The sequence below is a fragment of the Paenibacillus sp. 01T47 genome, assembly GCF_056398245.1.
The window spans coordinates 134,943-157,930 of sequence record NZ_JBFTPA010000013.1 but is presented as its reverse complement, the minus strand read 5'-3'; the positions used below and the strand labels follow the sequence as shown (position 1 = coordinate 157,930).

7 protein-coding genes are annotated in these 22,988 nt (G+C 46.2%); 1 reads left to right on the top strand and 6 read right to left on the bottom strand.

What is annotated here, in order from left to right:
- Positions 1-89: 89 nt before the first annotated feature.
- From AC1DOV_RS23090 to AC1DOV_RS23065, 6 genes are all read right to left on the bottom strand, one after another.
- Positions 90-6,995 (bottom strand): S-layer homology domain-containing protein, encoded by a 6,906-nt coding sequence (locus tag AC1DOV_RS23090; RefSeq protein ID WP_477551184.1) that lies wholly within the window; start codon positions 6,993-6,995, stop codon positions 90-92.
- Positions 6,996-7,366: 371 nt separating this feature from the next.
- Positions 7,367-10,486 carry a hybrid sensor histidine kinase/response regulator gene (locus tag AC1DOV_RS23085; protein WP_477551183.1) on the bottom strand — a complete coding sequence of 1,040 codons (3,120 nt, stop codon included), beginning with the start codon at positions 10,484-10,486 and terminating at the stop codon, positions 7,367-7,369.
- Positions 10,487-10,518: 32 nt separating this feature from the next.
- Entirely contained in the window at positions 10,519-11,658 is a 1,140-nt protein-coding gene (locus tag AC1DOV_RS23080; RefSeq protein ID WP_441877008.1) for a response regulator, read from the bottom strand.
- Positions 11,659-11,725: 67 nt separating this feature from the next.
- A complete protein-coding gene (locus AC1DOV_RS23075; RefSeq protein ID WP_477551182.1) occupies positions 11,726-20,269 on the bottom strand; it encodes a cadherin-like beta sandwich domain-containing protein in 8,544 nt (2,847 codons plus the stop codon).
- 238 nt (positions 20,270-20,507) lie between these two features.
- Positions 20,508-21,326, bottom strand: a complete 819-nt coding sequence (locus tag AC1DOV_RS23070; RefSeq protein WP_477551181.1) for a PPK2 family polyphosphate kinase — start codon at positions 21,324-21,326, stop codon at positions 20,508-20,510.
- A gap of 22 nt (positions 21,327-21,348) precedes the next feature.
- Positions 21,349-22,035: a M50 family metallopeptidase gene (locus AC1DOV_RS23065; protein WP_339207409.1), complete on the bottom strand. Its 687-nt coding sequence runs from the start codon at positions 22,033-22,035 to the stop codon at positions 21,349-21,351.
- Between the two features lie 118 nt (positions 22,036-22,153).
- Here AC1DOV_RS23065 and AC1DOV_RS23060 point away from each other — a divergent pair, with 118 nt between their 5' ends.
- A complete protein-coding gene (locus AC1DOV_RS23060; protein ID WP_430057388.1) occupies positions 22,154-22,969 on the top strand; it encodes an alpha/beta fold hydrolase in 816 nt (271 codons plus the stop codon).
- Positions 22,970-22,988 lie beyond the last annotated feature (19 nt).

Genomic DNA, 22,988 nt, shown 5'->3' with positions numbered 1-22,988 from the left:
CACTTAAATCCTATTGCTCAAACAGAAAAAAGGGTTATCTCACATTGGTGTATTCACCTTTGTAAGATAACCCTTTAGTATTTAGTCTTTTAAATCAAATTAGATTTTTTAAGAAGTCTTTGGATGATCACAGCCACTTCTGCTCTCGTGATTTCATCTTTAGGAGCAAGCACAGTACTGCTTCTGCCTGAGAAGATCTCCACTTGCAAGCAATCGAGGATGCTGCTCTTCGCCCACTCGGATGCGGCATTCGCATCTTTATAAGGAAGCAGCAATTCTCCAGCTTCACTTGCTGCAAGACTCGGTTTCAAGCCGGTGATTTTCATTGCTTTTGCAATGATCGCCATGGCTTGCTCTCTCGTTATTTTGTCCATAGGACGGAAGGTTCCATCTTCATATCCATTAATAAGACCATTTGAAAATGCGGTTTGAATATAGCTGCTATACCATTCATTTTTGTTCACATCCGAGAATGACGATGAGCTTGCCTCCAATTTCAAACCTAATCCCCGAACGATAATAGCAGCAAACTCCGCACGAGTAATTGATTTATTTGGATTAAACATTTCATTGCCAACACCCGTTATTACCATTCGTGAACCCATATCATTCACAGCTTCTTTTGCCCAATGCCGGTCTACATCCTTAAACGCAAGTGGATGCCAGACAATGGTATACGTGCTGTTCGTTAAGCTGTTCACTACGGCATAATACTTTTCGTTCTTAACGACAAGTCTAGTTGGAACATGACGAACAGATCCATCTGGTTCTACCACAATCCCTGTCGTTATTCGGTTAGGATCAACACCAGCTGGGATAGCTATCATTCTTTCTACATACGCATCGAATTTAGAAACTTCAATCGTTTTTCCATCATACGAAGCTCGCACTGTAAAATTAAGCGGTGGAACAACCATCTCAAACTGGCCTTTAACTGCTGCACTTTCCACCATTTTTATGGTATCTGCTATTGGCTTGGCAATCTCTATCTCGAGCTTGAGGTCTTGAAGATTTAATTTTTTTCCAAAAAGCTTAGTGAGTGCATCGATACTGATCTGTGATGCAGGTATCGTATACGTAAATTGATCATGTTGAAGGACTAAGATAGCTTGCTTTTGTTCCAAATCAGCAATGATCTGCCCATTTATCTGTGAAGCATAAACATCTGAGCTGCCTTTTAGCGGAATCGTAATGACAGCATGCTGACTCTCAGACTCCAATCTGTTCTTAAGCTTGTTCGGATCCACGATAATGGTTGTCACCTTTTGATTATTCACAATTGCTGTAGTCGCTTTACCTGCATATTCAATTTTACCGTTCACCAGCACTTCAACATCGGTTTCGTCCGTTTTTGGCGGGTTTGGCTGTGAAGGTTCAATCGAATAAGTTGTTACCGTCAAGACATTCGAGTTTCCTGCATTCGCTCCGCCTGTTACAACTAATCGGAAGTCATATCCCGTTGCGGCGGACAAACCTATTACTGTCGCTGTTATTGCATTCGTGGAAAGAGCACCTGTTGTCGCTGTTGTCCACGTGTTTGCACCTGTTGGTGATTGCTCCACTTTAATGTTTGTTGCACCTGTTGCTGCGCTCCAAGTGAACGTTGCGCTTGTTCCCGTTTTGCTTGCACTCGCGAAGTCTGTAAGTGTAATTGGGTTAGTAGTCACCGTTACTACATTCGAGTTGCCAGCATTCGCTCCGCCTGTAACTACTAGACGGAAGTCATATCCCGTTGCAGCGGACAAACCTGTTACCGTTGCTGTTGTTGCATTGGTCGCAAGTGCTCCAGTTGTCGCTGTTGTCCATGTGTTTGCACCTGTTGGTGATTGTTCCACTTTAATGTTTGTTGCGCCCGTTGCTGCGCTCCATGTGAAGGTTGCGCTTGTTCCTGTTTTGCTTGCACTCACGAAGTCTGTTAATGCGATCGGGTTTGTCGTCACCGTTACTACATTCGAGTCGCCAGCATTTGCTCCGCCTGTAACTACTAGACGGAAGTCATAACCTGTTGCGGCGGACAAGCCTGTTACTGTCGCTGTTGTTGCATTTGTGGAAAGAGCACCTGTTATCGCTGTTGTCCACGTGTTTGCGCCAATAGGAGATTGTTCCACTTTTATGTTTGTTGCATTCGTTGCTGCGCTCCATGTGAAGGTTGCGCTTGTACCCGTTTTGCTTGCACTCGCGAAATCTGTTAGTGCAATCGTGTTTGTCGTCACCGTTACTACGTTTGAGTCGCCTGCATTTGCTCCGCCTGTAACAACTAGGCGGAAGTCATATCCCGTTGCAGCGGACAAGCCTGTTACTGTAGCTGTTGTTGCATTGGTCGCAAGTACTCCAGTTGTCGCTGTTGTCCACGTATTTGCACCTGTTGGTGATTGCTCAACTTTAATATTTGTTGCTCCTGCTGCTGCGCTCCAAGTGAACGTTGCGCTTGTTCCCGTTTTGCTTGCACTCGCGAAGTTTGTAAGTGCAATCGGGTTTGTCGTCACCGTTACCACATTCGAGTCGCCTGCATTTGCTCCGCCTGTAACTACTAGTCGGAAGTCATAACCTGTCGCTGCCGACAAGCCTGTTACTGTCGCTGTTGTTGCATTCGTGGAAAGAGCACCTGTTGTCGCTGTTGTCCACGTGTTTGCACCTGTTGGTGACTGCTCAACTTTAATGTTTGTTGCGCCCGTTGCTACGCTCCAAGTGAACGTAGCGCTTGTACCGGTTTTGCTTGCATTCGCGAAGTCTGTTAGTGCGATCGGGTTTGTCGTCACCGTTACTACGTTTGAGTCGCCTGCATTTGCTCCGCCTGTTACAACAAGGCGGAAGTCATAACCTGTCGCTGCCGACAAGCCTGTTACTGTTGCTGTTGTTGCATTCGTGGAAAGAGCACCTGTTGTAGCTGTTGTCCACGTGTTTGCACCTGTTGGTGTTTGCTCCACTTTAATGCTTGTTGCATTCGTTGCTGCGCTCCATGTGAACGTAGCGCTCGTTCCCGTTTTGCTTGCACTCGTGAAGTCTGTTAGTGCAATCGGATTTGTCGTTACCGYTACTACGTTCGAGTCGCCAGCATTTGCTCCGCCTGTAACTACTAGACGGAAGTCATATGCCGTTGCGGCGGACAAGCCTGTTACTGTTGCTGTTGTTGCATTGGTCACAAGCGCGCCTGTTGTCGCTGTTGTCCACGTATTTGCACCTGTTGGTGATTGCTCAACTTTAATATTTGTTGCGCCCGTTGCTGCGCTCCATGTGAACGTAGCGCTCGTTCCCGTTTTGCTTGCACTCGCGAAGTCTGTTAGTGCAATCGGGTTTGTCGTCACCGTTACTACGTTCGAGCTGCCAGCATTTGCTCCGCCAGTTACAACAAGGCGGAAGTCATATCCCGTTGCTGCGGTCAAACCTATTACTGTCGCTGTTGTTTCATTGGTCGCAAGCGCACCTGTTGCCGCTGTTGTCCATGTGTTTGTACCTATTGGAGATTGCTCCACTTTAATGTTTGTTGCGCCCGTTGCTGCGCTCCATGTGAACGTTGCGCTTGTTCCTGTTTTGCTCGCACTCGCGAAGTTTGTAAGTGCAATCGGGTTTGTCGTCACCGTTACCACATTCGAGTCGCCAGCATTTGCTCCGCCTGTAACTACTAGACGGAAGTCATAACCTGTCGCTGCCGACAAGCCTGTTACTGTCGCTGTTGTTGCATTGGTCGCAAGCGCGCCTGTTGCCGCTGTTGACCATGTATTTGCTCCTGCCGGGGATTGCTCAATTTTCAAGCCGGTTGCACCCGTTGCTGCGCTCCATGTAAATGTCGCCGATGTTCCGGTCTTGCTCGTACTAGCAAAGTCTATCAACGCAACTGAATTAGTAGTCACATTCACCACATTCGAGTTGCCAGCATTTGCTCCGCCTGTTACAACTAGGCGGAAGTCATAACCTGTCGCTGCCGACAAGCCTGTTACTGTCGCTGTTGTTGCATTGGTCGCAAGTGCGCCAGTTGCAGCTGTTGTCCATGTATTTGCGCCAGTTGGCGATTGCTCAATCTTCAAGCCGGTTGCACCCGTTGCTGCGCTCCATGTAAATGTCGCCGATTTTCCGGTCTTGCTCGTATTTGCAAAGTCTGCCAAAGGTACATTCATAGGAATTACTGTCAATGTTGCACTATTCGAGGTTGCTGCAGGCGTAGTACTACCCGAAGCGACTACGCGATATTGGTATCCGCTCATTCCCGCTGTTGCGCCTTTTATAACTAAAGTCGCTGTTGTTGCTCCAGTGTAATCGGTATTATCAATAATATTTGTAAATCCCGCACCCGTGTCCACCTGCCATTGATACGAACTCGCATTAGATGCAGCAACCGTGAAGATAGCGTTGTCACCCTCATTGATCGTTGCATTGCTTGGATTGCTTGTAATCGACGGAGCTGGCCTTGTCACAGGATCGCCAATTTGAACGTCATTAATTGAAGTCCACATTTCTGAATCTTGAGGAATTATTCGAATTTCATCAATATTGTCAAATGAAAAGTTTAATCCATTTGAGTGATCGAACGTAAACTTCCATGGATCAACACTAATTGTTAGATCGACCCATTCTCCAACCTGAACACCATCATTAAAAGCACCAATCTTGACATCTTTAGTACCCGAATCGATCAAAGTAATCGATTCTAAAGAGAAGTTTTGAGATGAATTGCGATTTTTAATCGTCCATATACTTTGGGATTCATTATCTGCATAACCAGCAGATAGTCCACTTGCACCAATTGTTTCCGGATAAGGAATTTCATAAGTTAGAACTAAATCTTTATTTGGGTTTACAGCAGACTTGGCCGAAAAATCTAGCGAAAAGCCCGGTATATCATCTGATCCGCCCTGCCCATCTGACACAACGGTTGCGTTGCCAGCAATACCAGCATTCGATTTAAACATAATAGTCGAAGCAATCGATGGTGCTTTTACCGTTAACGTTGCACTATTTGAGGTTGCCGAAGGCGCTGTGCTGCCCGTAGCGATGACTCGATACTGGTATCCATTCATTCCCACTGTCGCACCCGTTATAGTTAACGTTGACGTAGTCGCTCCACTATACGGTGAACTATTAACAATATTTGAAAATCCCGCACCCGTATTTACCTGCCATTGATAAGAGTTCGTATTAGACGCAGCAACCGTGAAGCTAGCGTTCCCGCCTTCATTAATCGATGCATTGCTAGGATTTCCAATAATCAAAGGCGGTGAAGAAACTACGGCAGCAGCCTCTATAGTCGTAAAATTATATCCAAGTGAAAGAAACCGACTGCCGTCATAAACCACATTTGTAAGAAAAGCTGCTACATTAGTTGCTTCTGAAGTCCAGCTTGCTCCATCCGGAGAAGATACAATTTTCCCTCCAATACCTGAAACCATAAACTGTCCCGCTCCGTATGCAATCCCTGTTAAGAGACCAGTAGCTGTACTATCTTGACTAGTCCAGTTCGAGCTGGTGCCATCTGACGAGGTAAATATTTTACCACTGGCTCCTACAGCAACAAATAGATTATTTGCATAAACAACGTTTCTGAAAATGAAGGATGAACCTGTTAAAGAGGAAGCAGTCCAATTCAATCCGTCTGATGAATATGCCATTCTGGACCCTTGACCTACAGCAACATATGTTCCATTCCCATAGGCAACAGAGTAAAGAACAGTCGTGATGGCCGGACCTGCAGTAATTGCAGCTGGTGTCCACGACGTTCCGTCGCTAGATGTTAAAATCGTTCCGCTGTTTCCTACAGCAATAAACCGATTATTTACAAATTGGACGCCTTGTAAGTTGCTTGCCGTATTAGAGGCTGCCAAATTCCAATTGGTTGCATTACTTGATACATAGATCGTACCGCCCGAACCAACTGCTACATAAGTGCCGTTGCCGTATGCAATACTTGAAAATCCATTTGCAGTTGGCGTTATCCGGCTTGTCCAATTCACTCGATCAGTGGAAGTAAAAATGGTGCCGCCAATCGTAGCCGAATTGTTATAGCCTACAGCAACATAAAGACCATTGTTATAGACCGTATCTGTGATGTTTGGTGTTACCGTTGTCCATTCAATACCATCAAGCGAATACATGATAGAGCCGCTATTGCCTGCAGCGACAAATTTTCCATTGCCAAATGTAATAGCCTGCATCGTGTTTCCATAGTTTGTTGTCCGTTCAGTCCAGCTCACCCCATCCGTAGAAGTGAAGGCTGTATTAGCATTGCCATATGCACCTGCAAAAGCCTGCCAAGCTAAAGGAGTACTTGTCCAGGTAATGGCATCTGAAGATCTGTAGCTTGCAAGTATTGGACTGGAATCAAAAGCGTAAAAATGATTATTTAAAAATCCTATAAAGTTTATTGAACTATAATATGTACTGTTAAGCTGCTGTCCTCCGCCCCATGTTGATGGATTTCCAGTGGCCGAATAATAAATTTTTCCGTTTGCATCGCCTAAGACATACTTACTGTTTCCATAGGAGACGTTGTACAAATCGTTGGAAATTCCAGATGCAATGGATGTCCACGACTGTCCATCACTTGATTTCAAAATAATGCCGGATGCTCCAACTGCCCAAAATGAACCATTTAAAAATTTCACAGAAAATAACTGATTCGACGTGTTGGATGTTGCTGCATTCCATGTAACAGCATCAGTAGAATATAAAATCGTACCTCCTGCACCAGCTGCAACGTAGACGTTGTTTCCATAATCCACTTCATTTAAGTTTTGAGTACTATTCGTACTTCTTGTTGTCCACTTTGCAGCATCCGAAGATGTAGCAATCAGACCGTTACTTCCTACTGCAACATAAACGCCATTGCCATAGCCCATTCCCAAAAACTGGTTGCTCGTATTATTGATAGGATTATTTAATGTATCCCAGCTCGATCCGGCTCCATATGTTGTTGATGAGAACCATACGATTTGAGAAAATACGACGAGAAAACTAAGAATAACGAGTAAGGGAGCGCGAAAAAAACGAATACGCTTATACATAAATTCAACTCCAAATTAGAATTTTACAAGATGTGTCTTTTGATACAGCTGCTACTCAACTAAAAAAATGTCTAGCATTCTCCTTTCTAGTAAATGAACTGAACTTCCGATTCGTTTCTATGAAATGCTATCCAGTTGAAATTTCCTCCCAACCTTCCTTTCACCAAAAAATGTCAGTGTTATAACTAATTTGATATTCGACAATATAGAATAAAATCCTCTTTTTTTCGACATAAAATGACGTTTTATTTCGCGTTCATTCAGCCAATAAATACATGTATTCTCCAAGCGGTTTTTTACAAAAAAAAAAGCACTTAGGTTCAAACTCTAATTCACCTAAGCGCTTATCTCTTAATAGATTCAATCAAACTTTACGAAGTCTTGCTCATATCTATTTGTATCTGCGGAACCTCAAAGGTCACCGTCGTTCCTTCTCCTGCTTCGCTTGAAATACCAAGACCATTTCCGTACAAAGAGAGCAGTCTGCGGTGAATATTGGTTAAGCCAACGCCTGACAACTGCCGTTGCCCAAGCAATAGCGTACTGAGATCACTTTGCTTGATGCCAACTCCATTATCCGAAACTGAAATAATTAGCTTCTCCTCTGCCTCTTGAATACGTAATACGATCTTGCCCCCAGCAGCCTTTTGCATGACACCATGCCTAACTGCATTTTCTACAATCGGCTGAATGCTGAGCGGCGGAATAAATCCTCGCAGCTGTTTATCCACCTCATATACAACATTCAATCGTTTGCCGAACCGCGCTTGCTCTAATTTGACATAAGACTGAACAAGCTCAAGCTCCTTCTCCAAGCTGACGATCTGCTGACGATTCTGGAAATCGAAGCTGCTGCGTAAATATCGGCTTAAATTCAATAACAATTCTGTAGCCTTATCCGGATCATCAGGACATATCGAAATAATCGTATTGAGTGCGTTGTACAAAAAATGAGGTTTAATTTGTGCCTGCAGAAAAGCCAGTTCCGATCGAATAGCCGCTTGAACAGACTGTCTAAGCTCAAGCAAAGTTCGTACGCGAGCACGCAGTACAATACCGTCAACAGGTTTTGTTAAAAAATCATTGATTCCAGCACTAAAGCCCGTTTGAATATCGCCTGCCAATTTTCTTGCGGTGAGCATAAGTACAGGCAGTTCAGACAACGAGTATCGTTCCCTGATCCTACGGCAAAGCTCTAGTCCAGACATCGCTGGCATCATCCAGTCTGTTATCACGAGATCAATCCGTCGCTCACTGGATAGTACCTCCAGCGCTTCAGCGCCACTGTCAACCGCAATGACTGTGTAATTTTCCATAGACAATACATTTATTAATACTTGTAAGTTTACGGGATCATCATCTACCACTAACACAGTGAATGGATGTGTATCTTCTATTACTTCATTCCGATTCATCGCTGCTTGGAATGTTTTATTGAGCGCTAATGCCGGTTGAATCGCTGCTCTGCCGCTTTTACCAGCAGCAACCTCAGAAATAGCGGACAGCGCAGCTGAAGGAAGTGTAAATGAAAACGTTGAACCTATACCTAGCTGTGAATTCGCTTCGATATACCCGCCATTCAGTTCCACGAGTCTCTTCGTAATGTTCAACCCGATACCGGTGCCGCTATAGCCCGATTGTAGATCTACAGTGGAAACGCTATTAAACGCCTTGAAAATGTCGTCTAAACGATCCGCCGCGATGCCAATTCCAGTATCTGTAACGCTTATTTTCACCCATGAATCCACGACTTCCGCATAAATCCGAATCTCACCCTGATGCGTAAATTTCACCGCATTGCCAAGCAAATTAAATAAAATTTGACGCAGACGCTCCTCATCAGTATCGAGCAGCGGCATCTGCTGCGGCCATTCCTGCATCAGTCTTACCCCTTTTTTATCGGCTAAATGCCCAATGACCTCGACTACGGATTGCGCTGCTGCTGATAAATCAACAGCTTGCCGATTCAGTGTAAGCTGTCCGTTTCGTAAAGTGGAAAAATCTAAAATATCATGAATCAGATAATTCAATCGTCTACCCGTCGATACAATCATAGAAAGCTGTCTTGCCTGATCGGTGTTTGGCGTCCCCGCTACACCCTCAAGCAAGGATTCTGCGATATTTACAATACCATGCAGCGGCGTACGAAGCTCATGCGACGTATTCGCCATAAATTCATCCTTTAATTCATCCAAGGTCAACAGCTTGCGAGAGAGCTCTTCCACCTCATTAAAGGTGTGAGAGAAACGTCGAGCTAGCATGATTACTTGAACAATGACCAAGATAAGCAGCTCAAACGAGATAAAAAAATGATTTTCCAATAGACCAAATACTTGCATGACACTGACGATTATAAATACCAAAATGGTTATCGCACTCAAAAGCAAAAAATAAGCGTCCCGCGATCGGCGGATAACACCTTTGACAAGCGTGTAAAGCACAACTCCAAAAGTAAATACTGAAAGGCCTATTCCCTTCAAAAACCACTGTGAATAAAGCATCGTCGGCAGCATGAATGCTGCAACAATGACAATACTCGATGCAATATTGCTTGCCCGCCACACAAACTTGTTAACAGCTCTTGGTACTGACACGTTCACATATTGCAATAAAAAATAATAACCGAATGCTGAAGATATGTTCTGCAGCTTCATGATCCAATCGTAGCTAAGCTGAGGCAAGGCCAGTGCAATCAGCTTCTCGCCATGAGTACATACATAGAGCAGCAGCGCTAAGCAAAATAAAGCCAAATAAAGCAACGAGCGCTCTTTTCTGCGCATGTAGAACAAAAGAAGGAAAAACATAGAAAACAATGCAAACCCGCTGATGTTCATAAATTCACCAAACAACGCGATGTCGCGGCTTTTGCGAATATCAGCCTCATAGCCAAACCAAATTGGATAGATGATGCCGCCCGAAGCATAGTTGAAATTGGATACTTGTACGATAATTTCAACATAGAATCTATCTACGGATACAAATCCAACATAAGGGATATTCGATGCGATATCTTCTTTATCTGAGACTCCAGGTACTCCGCTTGCTCCCACTTCCTGTCCATTTATAAATATCCGGTTAGCCATGCGGATATTTGTCGTTCGTATTCCGTAATGCGTTTCTGCTGTGTTGTTTAACTCCACTCTCAGCCTATAAGTACCGAATCCTGCTCCCTGTGGGTTGCCGTCCTCCGCTATATAGCTGTTCCACTCCGCTGGCACAGGAAAGAGGCCTGTTAGTTCAGGCCTCTTATAAGGAGAAATAGCTGGATCTGCGAATTGCTCTGGCAGCAGCAGCTGTCCACGATAAAATTCCCATTGACCATTCAGCGCGACAAGTCCTTCTGATTCGAAATTCCATTCCCGCAAATCCAACGTGCCAGCGCTTGAATGAGGTGCACTCTTCTCAATGGATTGATTATAAAAAAACTCGTTTACCGGAAAAGCTACAACGATAAGAAAAAATACAACTATCGTCCACCATTGCTTTCTCATCCCATCGTTGCCTCCTTGCCTAAATTCACGTCTTACTGGGATAATTGATGATATAAATCCGTCGTTTGCCTCTCAGGAATAACTCCTAGCTCCTGCAATAATAATTGCGCATAGGTTTCGTAGCAGCGGTTAAGCGATTCCGTATCCCCTATCTGAGCATAACCTGCAAGAAGCAATCTGCAAATTTCATCTGAGTATGGGAAGCTGATCTGAGCAGTCGTCAGTCTCTGGATAGCCGACTGAGCACGGCCTTCCTCCAGCTCATATCTTGCCATACTGCTAACCAGCCGAAAATAACGATGCTGCAAATTTATTCTTTTGGTCTCTGCCCACGCATAATTATGATCCTCCAAATAATCGCCTTTATAAAGAGAAATCGCATGCTCATATCGACTCCAATTATCCTGAAACTGATACGGGAGCTCAGCTACTGTCTCCTCAAACTCAGCTACATCAGTACGAATGGCAGCATACGGGAGTCGGTAGCTCTCACCTTGAAACTCAACTGTGAAAGAAACTCCCCACTCACGCAGTAGCCATCTAATGCGTGAAACGGAATGATGAAGATAGGTAACCGCCTTGTCCAGCTCATACTCTCGCCAAAGCGTTTCAATAAGCCGCTCTCTCGTAACCCAAGCTCCCTCCAAATGAAGGAAATAAGCAAAGAGCTCCTGCGCCTTTTTCGTTCGCCACTTCACTTTGCCGTTTAAAGCAGCCCCGCCTACAAGCTCAAGCCGTTTAAAGCATCGCACTGAAAGCTCATTTCGTTCTGCTAGAGCTTCGAAGCTTTGTGCTTGATTGTTCAAAAGCTTCGCATATTCCTCAATACGATCTATCGTTTTTCCAATTCTCGCAGAATCGACCGGCTTCAATAAATAATCCAGCGCATGCAGCTCAAATGCTTCAACAGCATACGCTGAATAGGCGGTTACATAAACGATTCGTATTGCAGGGTACAACTCCTGTATACGTTCAGCTGCTTCAAGGCCGTTCATCTCGGGCATGCCGATATCAAGAAACGCGATATCGGCATAACTGCGAGCAAGGTGGTCAAGTCCCTCCATAGCAGAGGTATACTTGCCCACAACTTGAACCCGGCCATCTGCCCTCAGCAATCGTTCCAAATGTATCAATGCCGGCTCCTCATCATCCACTAATATTACCTTTAGCATTGATCCATGCCCTCCTCCTTCCATTGTTATTTTTCAGTGAGCCTTCTGCTATCGGTATGACTTAGTTTTACTTCGTTTTTACGACTCGAACTTGTCCATCTGGCAGCTTCTGCACATATCTAGAAGCGGCTTCAATATCTAACATAGCCCAGTGTTTTGGCGCGACATCCGGCCAGCTAGAGCTAACAGTTTCCTGCGGCACTGGACGGTTGAAGATTGCGTTGAGTACGCGAACCGCTTCTCCGCGAAGCAGCAAACCATTCGGACGGAAGGTATGATCCGGATATCCCTTCATAAACCCTGCCTCTGCAACAGCAGCAACTTCATTTGTTGCCCAGTGTCCCGTTAAGTCTGTAAAATCCGCCTTGGCAGTACCGCTTAGGGACAGCTTGTTCCAACGAGCCGCGATAACCGCTATTTCTGAACGAGAGACTCCGTCGCCCGGTCTAAATTTGCCTTGCTCGTCACCATTCATAATACCATGATTTTTCAACAGCGTAATCGCTTCTTTTGCCCAGTGATCGGAGACGACATCGCTAAACTCTGTCAGCTCTGTTTCATTAGGATTAGGCGCCGTTTCTTCCAGCAGGCTGGCGTTTTTCTTAAGCTCTTTGGCAAGTATGACTGCAAGCTCCGCACGAGTAATCGTTTTACTTGGACGGAAGGTTCCATCCGGATACCCCGTTACATAAGGCTCATAAAGTTTGTCCTTCGTAAGCCGAACGACAGCAAAATTGCTGAATTTAGCAACATCAAATGCCATACCATTCACGATTCCTTTTGCATCATATTGAAGTGTTCCTGGCTGGAGCACCTTTTCTCCATCGCTGTGCTCAATGTAAACCGCTAATTGAGCCTCAAGCTCCTTCGCAGCTGCACTGTCCTTTGCAATCTCAAGACCAGCTATCGGCAGTACGATGCGAGTAACACTATCCTTATAGTTCGTTTCAATTGCAGTAGGTTGGCCTAGCAGTTCAGCATCCCTGCCGCCCAACTGCTTCTTAAGCTTCTCTTCGCCAAGCAGCCTGTCATAAATTTGATTTTGCTTCGCTTGTTCGCGAATCGGTACAAAGCGGAGATAAAGGTCAATACCCGCTTCCTTGATATGACGAATCGTCTCTGGCGATAACGTCAATTCTGCTGTTGGCGTTGAGATGACAAGACTAATTCCGCTCTCGGCTAAAGCGGCAACAGCTTTTGACGGAACATTCAGCTTGATCTCATCGCTCGGATTATTAAGCAAATTCGTAATAACGATGCGAGCCGCATTCTGCTTCTGCAATTTCATCTGTGCAACAATTTCCTCCGCCTTAGCAAGCGGAATATTAACCGTATCTATTTTGCTGCCATCTCTAGCAACCGTTCTAGTAATGGTTACATTTGCTATTGCAGCATTTGAATCCCCAGATGCGACAGTCGCTAATCGATCCGGCGTTGCATACGTTGGTTTACGAACGATTTCAATCGAATATTGCCTTGAACTGCTGCGGTCAGCAGACTCGACTCCAATCACAATTAGATTTGTACCCACCTTTAAACTTACAGTCTGATGCACGCCTTTTTCAACCGGCCTACCATTTATGGTCAAAATAGCATCAGAACTTGAGGTGTTGGCAAGCACAGTCACATTCGCGTCTTCGATCTCTGACTTCAGCTTATAGCTGAGCCTGCTCACAGAGAATGCCGGCAGCAAGTCTAATCCAGAGAGAGATAGCTCTGTTAAAGATGGCGCTGTTGCTGCAGAAGCTGACTGCTTGATGACAGTGAGCTTATAAGTTGCCACAGTGCCATCCTCTGCCGTTACTTCTAATTGAACAGGCTGAATTCCGCTGCGCAATGGAACCACATGCGTTCCTCCGCTGCCGAGGTCAACTTCGCCATTTGCTATACGAATGACTGCACTCGGACTAGCTGCTTCTACAGCGATGCTAAGAGCCGCAGAATCGGAAGGCGCTATGATCTGGTAATCCATCTCATTCCCAGCAAAATCTCTCGTTAGCACTCCTCCGCTTACCGTTAGCTCCTTCAATTGTGCATTGCTATCCTTCGCACGAATAACCTTAACGTTATAGGTTCTATTCTCTTGCCCATTTGGCGCGATAACCTGTATGGCTACATGGGTCTCTCCCACCTGTACTGGCACAGAAATCCCAGCTTCGCCAATCTGCTCGCCATTTACACGAATCGTAGATCCTTGCTTATAAGCTTCAGCCGCAACGCTTACCGCATTCGTATTATTTTCGACATACACGCTATAAGCGGTATCAGCACCATTGAATGCTGGTTCTGTCAGCAGCTCCTCTGTCCCTGCCCGCATCGTGAGGCTCTTCAGAACAGCGACATCCGACGGCTTGCTTCTCACTTCAATGACGTATGTCTTTTCACTTGTATCTACTCCTGATACCTTCACCTGCGCTGTAGTTACGCCATTGCCAATCGGAGCCTCAAGCTCTGCGTAACCCTCCGCGTTCAACGGCACATTGTTCACTGTTACAACAGAATCTATTGCAGCAGCAACAGCATATAATCGAACCTTGCCTTCTTCTATTACCGTCTCATATTTGCCCGTCATATCCGGATGGAAAGGCTGGGATAGAACCCCCTTGTCCAGCTCTAGCGCTGCCAAATCAGAAGGCTTCACCTTGGACTGCTCAGCAGTCTCTGTTCCCTGCACAACATCAAATCGATATTCGACTCGATTGCCGACTTCATCTTCCACTTCGACGATTACAGTATGAAGGCCAGTTTCATCCCACATAATCGGAGCAAAATAATTAAATTCCCCTTCTGCGTTAACTGGAACAGCTCGTCCGTCAACGGTCAGCAAAGCGCCTATTTCCGTTTGACCAACCATAGGTATACGGCTGCCATATACGACCTGCCCATTGAGAGGCTCACGAACAAAATCCTCGTTCTTCTTGCCTGCTACATACAAGAATGGCTCCGTACGATCTACGTACAATTTCCTATAATCAGAGCTGTAATCGCCGCGCTCGTTAATCGCTTCAATTTCAATCGTATAATCAAGCTGCTCTAGCGGCTCATTCGTTTCTTTGCCTAGCAGCAATTCATTCAGATTGAACGATGCGACCGCATTGGCTTCGGAATCCTTGGACTGCAACAATTCCCCATTTACGTAAAGATTAAGCTTTGCTGCTTGATCGCTAGTCAGCTCTACACTAACCTTTTCCGCAGCTGTGTTAACCATAATCTCCTCTTGCTCATCATAACTTTTGTAGGTGCTCGTTTTCTGCTTAGCACCAAAAGTATTAAAAGCAACGTTAAGCTTTGCCCGTTTCGGATTAGACAAAAACGCCTCCACATTAGCTGACACAGGACTAACGACCACTTTGCCATTTTGCTCGCCAACCGCCATCGCATTGATGGTGTAGCTGTGCTCCGGCTTGTACCCGGATATAATGACGTCCTGCCAATCTCCGGCCATAGGATCTGCTCCGAATGTATCCGTTACAGTTTTCCCTTCATCATCCTTATAGCTGACCGTCAACTGGTAATATTCTAGTGCCTCGGCCTTAATGGAAGGAAAACGCAGTGTAAGCTCGCCGTTTCCAGTTGAAGTAATCGCAAGCTGCTTCGGCTGAGGCAGCATGACTTCAGCAGTCAGCTGTACAGGCTCAGACGTTACCGCAAACAGCGGTGCAATTTCTTCACCTTCCGCCACCATAGACAACCAGTATTGACCCGGCATAAATTCATCCGGAATGTCAATCGTTTGAATGCCTGATGCAGGAAGATCCTTCAAAATAACCGGTCCGATTGCCTTATTGGATTGATCGGTTACCATTAAGCTTACTTTGGTTCCCTGCTTGGCATGGTCCACGTTCCATTTCACTTTGAAGCGATTCGTTCCTTCTGTCTCCGGAACTGCACTAAATTCGCTAATTTCAGTTACAGGATCGAGCTCATACATGCTTGCTAGAATAGGCAGAGAGGAGCGAATTTCCCATTTTCCCGTTTGTTCAATATCAGCAGCGACATAAAGCATATCCGCATCTGCAACAAAAGGCAGATTCGATGTAAATGTCATATCGCCGTATTTATCCGCTTCCTCATCTTCCTCTGCAACTGCTGCTTGCAGCACCGCATTGTAATTTTTGGCATTCTCGTCCTCAAAAACAACCGGAATGGCTTTGTTATCAGGTGCAATAATTTGGGTATCGCGAGAACCACCCGTTAACATAAACATATATCGGCCTGGCTTATCGATTTGCAAGCTCGTCGTATACTCTGCTGTTCCATTTGAGAAAAACGGGATTAAGCTGTCGTATCGCTCATCACTGCGGAAGGCACGTATGGTCACGAATTGTTTGCCGCGAACGGTCCAAAGACCCGCTTCTTCTTCCTCCGATTGCACCAAAATCGTCCATTTTTGTTTATCAGCCTCATAATATGCATTCCAGTTTGATTCACTGCGATCCGCTTGCAACGGATATAGCGAGCCATCTGGGCGATACAGTACCGCAGACTCATCCGCCTGATCGATTTCAAGCAAGGTCTGACCGCTTTTTAGGTTGACTTCAGTACGAAGCTCACCGCTTGTTATCCAGTCTTTCAGCTCCCCAATCGTGGTATGCTCTCCAAGAGCAAATACCTTAGCAGGCGTTTTCTGTCCTGCTTCAAGCAGCCATTCGCCCGGCTGAGCTACATCGATCAACAGGTAAAGCTTGCCGCTTAGTGGATCGACATAATGATTCCAGCCTGATTTAAGTGAATCCGATTCCAGACCATATTCACGGCCATCTGGCTTGTACAATTTCACAGCGCCTTTAGGCTGGTCAAGCTCTACCAGCTTCAAGCCGCGCTCCATCATATCTATTGCTGTTAGCTTCAATTCAGGCGCTGCCGCCCATCGTGCTGCCAACTCAGTAAGACTGAGCGATTCATTTAGAAATGTAAGCTCGTACAATTCCACTTGCAAAGACTGCGATGCAGCCAGCTTCCAATCTTCATTCGCTGTTAGTTGCAAACGGATATACGTTTTATCCTCATCTTCACGATATACGGCAGAAATAGCACCATTACCAGCCTTTTCCGTTTCAGGGAACTTGAGCGATGCCACGCTTTTATCCGGACGAATGATCGAAAGGTCTTCCTGCTTGCCATCCAGAACTAGCAGCGCTTTGAAGCTATGATCTGCCTGCAATGTGTATTGAATCTGATTCTGCTTCGTAAAGCTGGCTTGCGGTGAATTCTCACGCAATGCAGCCGTAAACTGTCCTAATAAAATACGTCCGCTTGCAGCCGTATCTACGCCTATCTCACCCTGCTGCAGCACATCCTTCTGAAGCTTCAGCATGTAACCTTTATCCTCTGTGAGCAAAGGATTCGTAAGAGGTGTAAAAGAAGTATCCGCGAATGCGCTTGTGAACAGCAAAGCACTGCTGCTTAGCAATGGCATCGAGCGAGCGCTCGGCGGCTTAACCATATTTTTTTTCATTCTCTCAATTTCTCTCTTCATATCCTTGCTCGCGCCAAGGCTGAAGTCGAAGCTGTTCGGAGCAAACATATATTTGGCAGAACCACCGAACCAGCCTGAACCAACCGATCCAAAGATCTCACGATTGTTTACGCCGACATCAATACCGCCAAAGCTTTTGCCGCCGATAACCGACACCCAGTTCGGTATTTTTATACGTGCACTAACAAAACCTGCGTAGCCGCTTTTCGCAAAATATTGCGCGAACAGCTGACCGACCACAACGTCTACCAGATTCAAGTTCGCATCCAACCGGAAGCCTGCACTGCTGTACTCTTTAAAGCCCGCTGCGTTCCAAATGGTCAGAAAATCCAAATTCGCAACCGGAACCCAGTAAACAGCCAGCTCTCCGGATGCTTCAAAATGATAACGCGATAATCCTACACTCAAATTGTTGCCATTCACCATATTGTAGCCTTTGATCTCAGGCGCAATAACATCTGATGCACCGCCAAACGCTTTCAACGTAAACGGTACTTCGCTCTGGCTCGCTAGATTTGAAAACCCGCCGCCAAGACGAGTGAGCTGTGCCCCCGTCGAGCCAAGCTTGATTTTGCGGCGAACGCCAAAGCTAAGCGCATCAAGCTTCCCGCGTTTGAACTGAATATCCGCTTCAAATCCAACCTTCTGCTTGCGCAAATCGAAGGATCCTCCCGCACCATAGAGCGGAATGCGTGTATCAAGCCGGAAGCTCAGCTCAGCACCCTCGAGCGGACCTGCCTCAAACTCGCCTGCAATACTGAATTTACCCGCAAAATCGAACCGTTCGCGCTTGAACTCTAACGCTTCAATTTCCGATTCGCCTTTAATTTTGGTCGTTCCTGCACTGAAATCTACTTTAATATCCCCGCCGAGCCTTACCCCGCCAGCTATAAAAGTAATTTTCTTCAATGTAATCGGCAAATTCAAGCTCAAATAATCAGATTGCATATCACCAGCAAGCTCGATAACGAACTCAGCTGAATTAAATTCAAATGAGCCAAGGAACAACGTATACATAATGCCAGCTTTTTCAACATAAAGCCGTCCGACACCCGTTACGTACGTATCTACACCCGTCTTATCAATCGTCAGGCTCGTTCCTTTAAATTTAATATATTCATTCAGCATGACCACTTGATTCATGTTGTTTAGCTTAAATATTCCAAGCTCCGAGGGTTTCTCTGTGAACGGCCCTCTAATAGCCATTTGACTAATATCTTCATTGTCCGAATCTGTACTAGGAATGATAATTTCATTATAATCGCGCGGCTCATATACGCCGGTTGAAGTAATAAGCAAAGCGCCTGAGAGAACAAAATCATCGTAAAAATCGTGATTAAGCTCCAAATCATATTTGCCATCCGGCAATTCATCCGTCCAAGTCAGCTCTAGCTCCTGATTATTGCGAACGTTTGGCGTCAACGGATACAACTGCCCGCCTTGGCTTTTGAGTGAATAATGAATATTTGAAGCTGGCTTTCTCCACAAATTGGTGATGCCCTCTCCGACGACAACCAGCCTCTTCTTATCCTTCGTATGCAGCACCGATGGTGAAGCACGGTCATAACGCAGGTCTGGAACCACCATAGCCGGGTCCTCAAAAAACTTGAACGTTGAAACTGCGCTGTATGCCGTCCCCACAACATTTGTCGCATACACGCGTGCTTCGTAGTCGACCTGCCACTTCAAGCCGTTAAGATCAATGGTGACCGCACCAGCCTCAGCCGACAAATGCGCCTTCTTCTGCCATGTGGTTTGACCCGCTTCACGGTATTCAATCCCAATTTCGCTGAGCGCCTTGCCTTTCACATTAGCAGAGAACCTTGCTAGATCATTCGCTTTGTTGTTCTTGTCCATCAATATCGTTGGTGAACCCGTTATGCTCACGATCGGCAAGGTAGGCAAAGGATTGCCGAATGTAAACGTCTCATTCGTTAGTCCTCCCCATTCATGGTTTCCGCCGAATACGACAAAGTTATAGCCATCATACGCCATGCTCATAAAGCTGCCTGAGCCTGGACCGCCTTCTATGCCGCCGCCCGGTCCTTTGCTTTTGCCAGACCATACCGACCAAGCACTCCCATCCCAGCCGATAGCAGCCTTCTTCCCTTGATCATCCTGCGAATTTGCGATAGGCCGTTTTTTGTTTGGCGTAACCGCACTATTGCTCGGGTTAATCCAATCGAACTCTCCACCGTAGAAGACGACTCTCCGTCCATCGTAGGCCATCGCTTGCCCCCAGCGGCCCCAGTCCTGCGCTTCAACCTTTGGAGCGCTGTCATTCCAAGTCGTTCCGTCCCATGCCCATAGCGTATTGGAATTGATTTGATAGGCTGTTCCGCGAATTTCATCACCAATATTACCGCCATAAAGCACGGCATGCTGCCCGTCATAAGCCATCGAGCCCGAATAAGTGGCCGGAGGGCTTTGGGCAGGTGTCCGCTGTTCCCAGCTCGTTCCGTTAAAAATCCAAGTATCCGCTAATCTGCTTTTAGTAGATGCAGACAACGTATAACCGCCGAACAGCACCAAGTTTTGTCCATCATAGGCTAACTGAGCGCCAGCACGTGCCGATGGAGCTGGGATTAACAATGGTTTCCACTGCAATACCTCACCATGCCACACCCAAATATCGTTCAAGACGCCTGAAGCACCCTCGCCTCCGAACATCACGACGCGCTCTAGGTTAGGATCATAGGTTATTGCCGCTCCTTTGCGGGCAACAAGGCCACTTGGCACACTCGAGTCAGCGAGCTTTTGCCATTGCTTGGTCTCGCCGTCCCACAGGAAGTTATCCTTCAGCAGCCCGGAAGTGCCTTCTCCCCCGAACATAATGACCTTTCCGTTCTTTTCATCAAATGCCATAGCAGCCCCCATACGCGGGCTAGGCTTAATGTTTGATTCTATTTTCTCCCATCCATAATCGGAGAACTTATCACCAGCTCCGGCAACAGCCAAAGGCTCCAGATCGTAGGAGGAGCTTGTTACTGTAGGCTCTTCCACCTCTGTTTCAGCTGATTCCTGAGCGAATATTTGCTGCCCCGACCTGCTTGGATATACAGGATAAATCGATGTAAGCAGCACCACTGCGAGCAGCATGCTGACTACTCTGACAAATGGTTTATGTATCATAAAAAAAATCCCTCCTGAGTCTTCTATCATCGTTGATATAGCAATAAATACCATTATAGTAGTTGGCTCTGGACATGTTCTAAACATATTTCGACATGTTTCTCGCTCTCGATAACAAGATAAATAGGAAAGCTTCCTTGAGGATCAAAAGGCAGCCTACATCTTATAAACACCAAAAAGGCAGCCCCGCACATGAAGCCATGTGTTGGACTGCCATTCTTTATCAATCATCTGCAAGCTATGCTTCTTCTTTCTTAAGCTCCTCCAAAAAGGGCTGGAGCTCAGGCCTTGCTGCGGGATCCTTCAAATCAAGGCTCCGCAGCGCATCCACCGCGATTCGAAGCACCGCATAATTGCGATACCAGCGATTATCAGAGGGGACGACATACCATGGCGCCGCTTTGCTGCATTTTTCAAACAGCTCCTCGTAAAGCTCGCTGTACTGCTTCCAAGACTTGCGCTCCTTTAAGTCGGACGGGTCGAACTTCCAATTTTTTTTGGGATCTTCAATACGGCTTATTAGCTTCTCCAGTTGGAACTGCTTCGATATGTGCAAAAAGATTTTGACCACTTTCACCCTGCTGTCGGCTAAAAGAGTTTCAAAATGATTGATGTGCTTAAACCGTTCCTTCGCTTCCTCGCTCTTTACCGTACCATGGATTCTCGTGATCAAAACTTCTTCGTAGTACGAACGGTTAAATACAGCTATCTGGCCAAGGGCAGGCACGGCAACATGTGCTCTCCATAAAAAATCATGCCGCGCTTCCTCCTCTGTTGGCGTCTTAAAGCTGTGGGCAGAAATGCCCTGCGGATGAAGTCCGGCGAAAACTTTTTTGATTACACCATCCTTGCCGCTGCAATCCATGCCTTGAAACACAAACAGCACGGCATGCTCTTTGCTCGCGGCAAGTTTTTCTTGCAGCTGCTGCAGCTCAAGCTCAAGCTCCTTCACTGCCTGTACGACCTCTTCTTTATTCGAAAAGCGCCCCGTATCCTTCGGATCGATGTCCTTCAGATCCACCTTTTTCTTCTCGGGCAGTTTGTAGCTTTTGGACATTTGCTCACAGCCTCTCCAGTGTTTATTTACTTATTAGTATCCCACCAGCGCCTCTCCTAAACAAGCAGCTGGTCGCTATTTTGGCACACCAGAGCGAGAAGAAGCAGAACAAAGCGGACCACACAAAGGCAGGTACACCGGTTACGTCGCTTAAACCAGCCGCATCCCCAGCTGATGCGGGCTCCGTAATCGCAAGATAGAGCAACACAAATGGACTAATAATGGATTCCACTAAACAAATAAAAGCGATCAGCAAATAATAAAAGTCTCTGAGCCAGCGAGGAGCAGCAAAATAAATAAGTACCGTCAATGCTAGGAAACCCGCGCTCCAAGCCATGCCGTAATCATTTCGAACAAAAAGCGCGAGCGCCACTCCAGCTGCTATCGCAACGATCGCGAGTCCAAAACGAGCTTTTCCTTTTGCATATAGAAAGAAAAGCAGCAGCGAGAACAAAGCTGAGCCCGTATAGCCGGCAAGCGCAATCGGGATTAGCATCCAGCTGTCCGTGTACGAGGTATAAGTCACTCCGCTTTGGTCAGCATACAAATAAATATGCAAGACGCTTCCCTTAAGCAGCAAAGCTGCAAGCGCATGGGCAAGCTCATGGACTAATGTATTCACATTTTGAAAAAAAGCCGAGAACGGAATGAACCTAGTTAAAAAAGCAGTAACGATAATAATAGCCGTCATTCGCAACCAAGAAAACATGCTTTAGCCTCCAAGTCATATACCGCTATTCTAACTCTTCTTACGTATGAAAAAGATTTATTTTTCAAAAGATGCTAATACGGGTAAGTAAAAGTATAGACGCGAGAGGAGAGATATGATGGGACATTATATTGAGGTGGAGAAAAAAGTTAAACTTTATGTTGAGGATATAGGCTCCGGCAGCCCCGTTATCTTCTTGCATGGCTGGCCGCTGAACCACAAAATGTTTGAAGCTCAGTTCACCCTGTTATCCGAGCAAGGTTATCGCTGTATTGGGATTGATCAACGCGGCTTCGGCAAATCCAGTGCTCCCGCAGCTGGCTATAGCTACGATCGGCTAGCAGATGACGTAAAGGCTGTTATTGATTATTTGAAACTGGATCAAGCCTATCTCGTTGGTTTCTCGGTAGGAGGAGCAATTGCCGTCCGCTATATGGCGCGCCATGGCGGTTACGGCATTCGCAAGCTCGCGCTTCTAGGCGCAGCAGCTCCCTCATTCACGCAACGTGAAAATTACCCGCATGGCATGACACAAGAGGAAGCGAATGATCAAATCGCTGCAATCAAAAAAGACCGTCCGCAGCTGCTCCGTGATTTCGGCGAGAAATTTCTAGCCGATCAAGAGCCAAACGCCATCAGCCAGCCATTCAAAGATTGGCTGCAGCTGCTCGGCTTAGAGGCATCCGCGTGGGGGTCAATCCATACGTTCGAGTCGCTGCGCGATGAGGACTTGCGGAAGGATGTGCTGCAAATCAAAGCTGCGACGACGATTTTCCAAGGCAATCTGGATCAAATATGTCCGCCAGAATTCGCCAAGCAGCTGCTTAGCGGCATTGACGGCTCTACGCTCGTTACGTTCGAGCAAAGCGGCCATGGCATGCTGTTCGACGAACCAACTAGATTCAATGAGGAGCTGCTCGAATTTTTGAAATAAAAAGCAGAAAAGGAGCCGG

Bases quoted from the DNA above. Each gene is read 5' to 3' on its own strand.
- AC1DOV_RS23085 (WP_477551183.1), bottom strand. From the start codon at position 10,486: ATGAGAAAGCAATGGTGGACGATAGTTGTATTTTTTCTTATCGTTGTA.
- AC1DOV_RS23065 (WP_339207409.1), bottom strand. From the start codon at position 22,035: ATGTTTTCTTGGTTGCGAATGACGGCTATTATTATCGTTACTGCTTTT.
- AC1DOV_RS23075 (WP_477551182.1), bottom strand. From the start codon at position 20,269: ATGATACATAAACCATTTGTCAGAGTAGTCAGCATGCTGCTCGCAGTG.
- AC1DOV_RS23070 (WP_477551181.1), bottom strand. From the start codon at position 21,326: ATGTCCAAAAGCTACAAACTGCCCGAGAAGAAAAAGGTGGATCTGAAG.
- AC1DOV_RS23060 (WP_430057388.1), top strand. From the start codon at position 22,154: ATGGGACATTATATTGAGGTGGAGAAAAAAGTTAAACTTTATGTTGAG.
- AC1DOV_RS23080 (WP_441877008.1), bottom strand. From the start codon at position 11,658: ATGCTAAAGGTAATATTAGTGGATGATGAGGAGCCGGCATTGATACAT.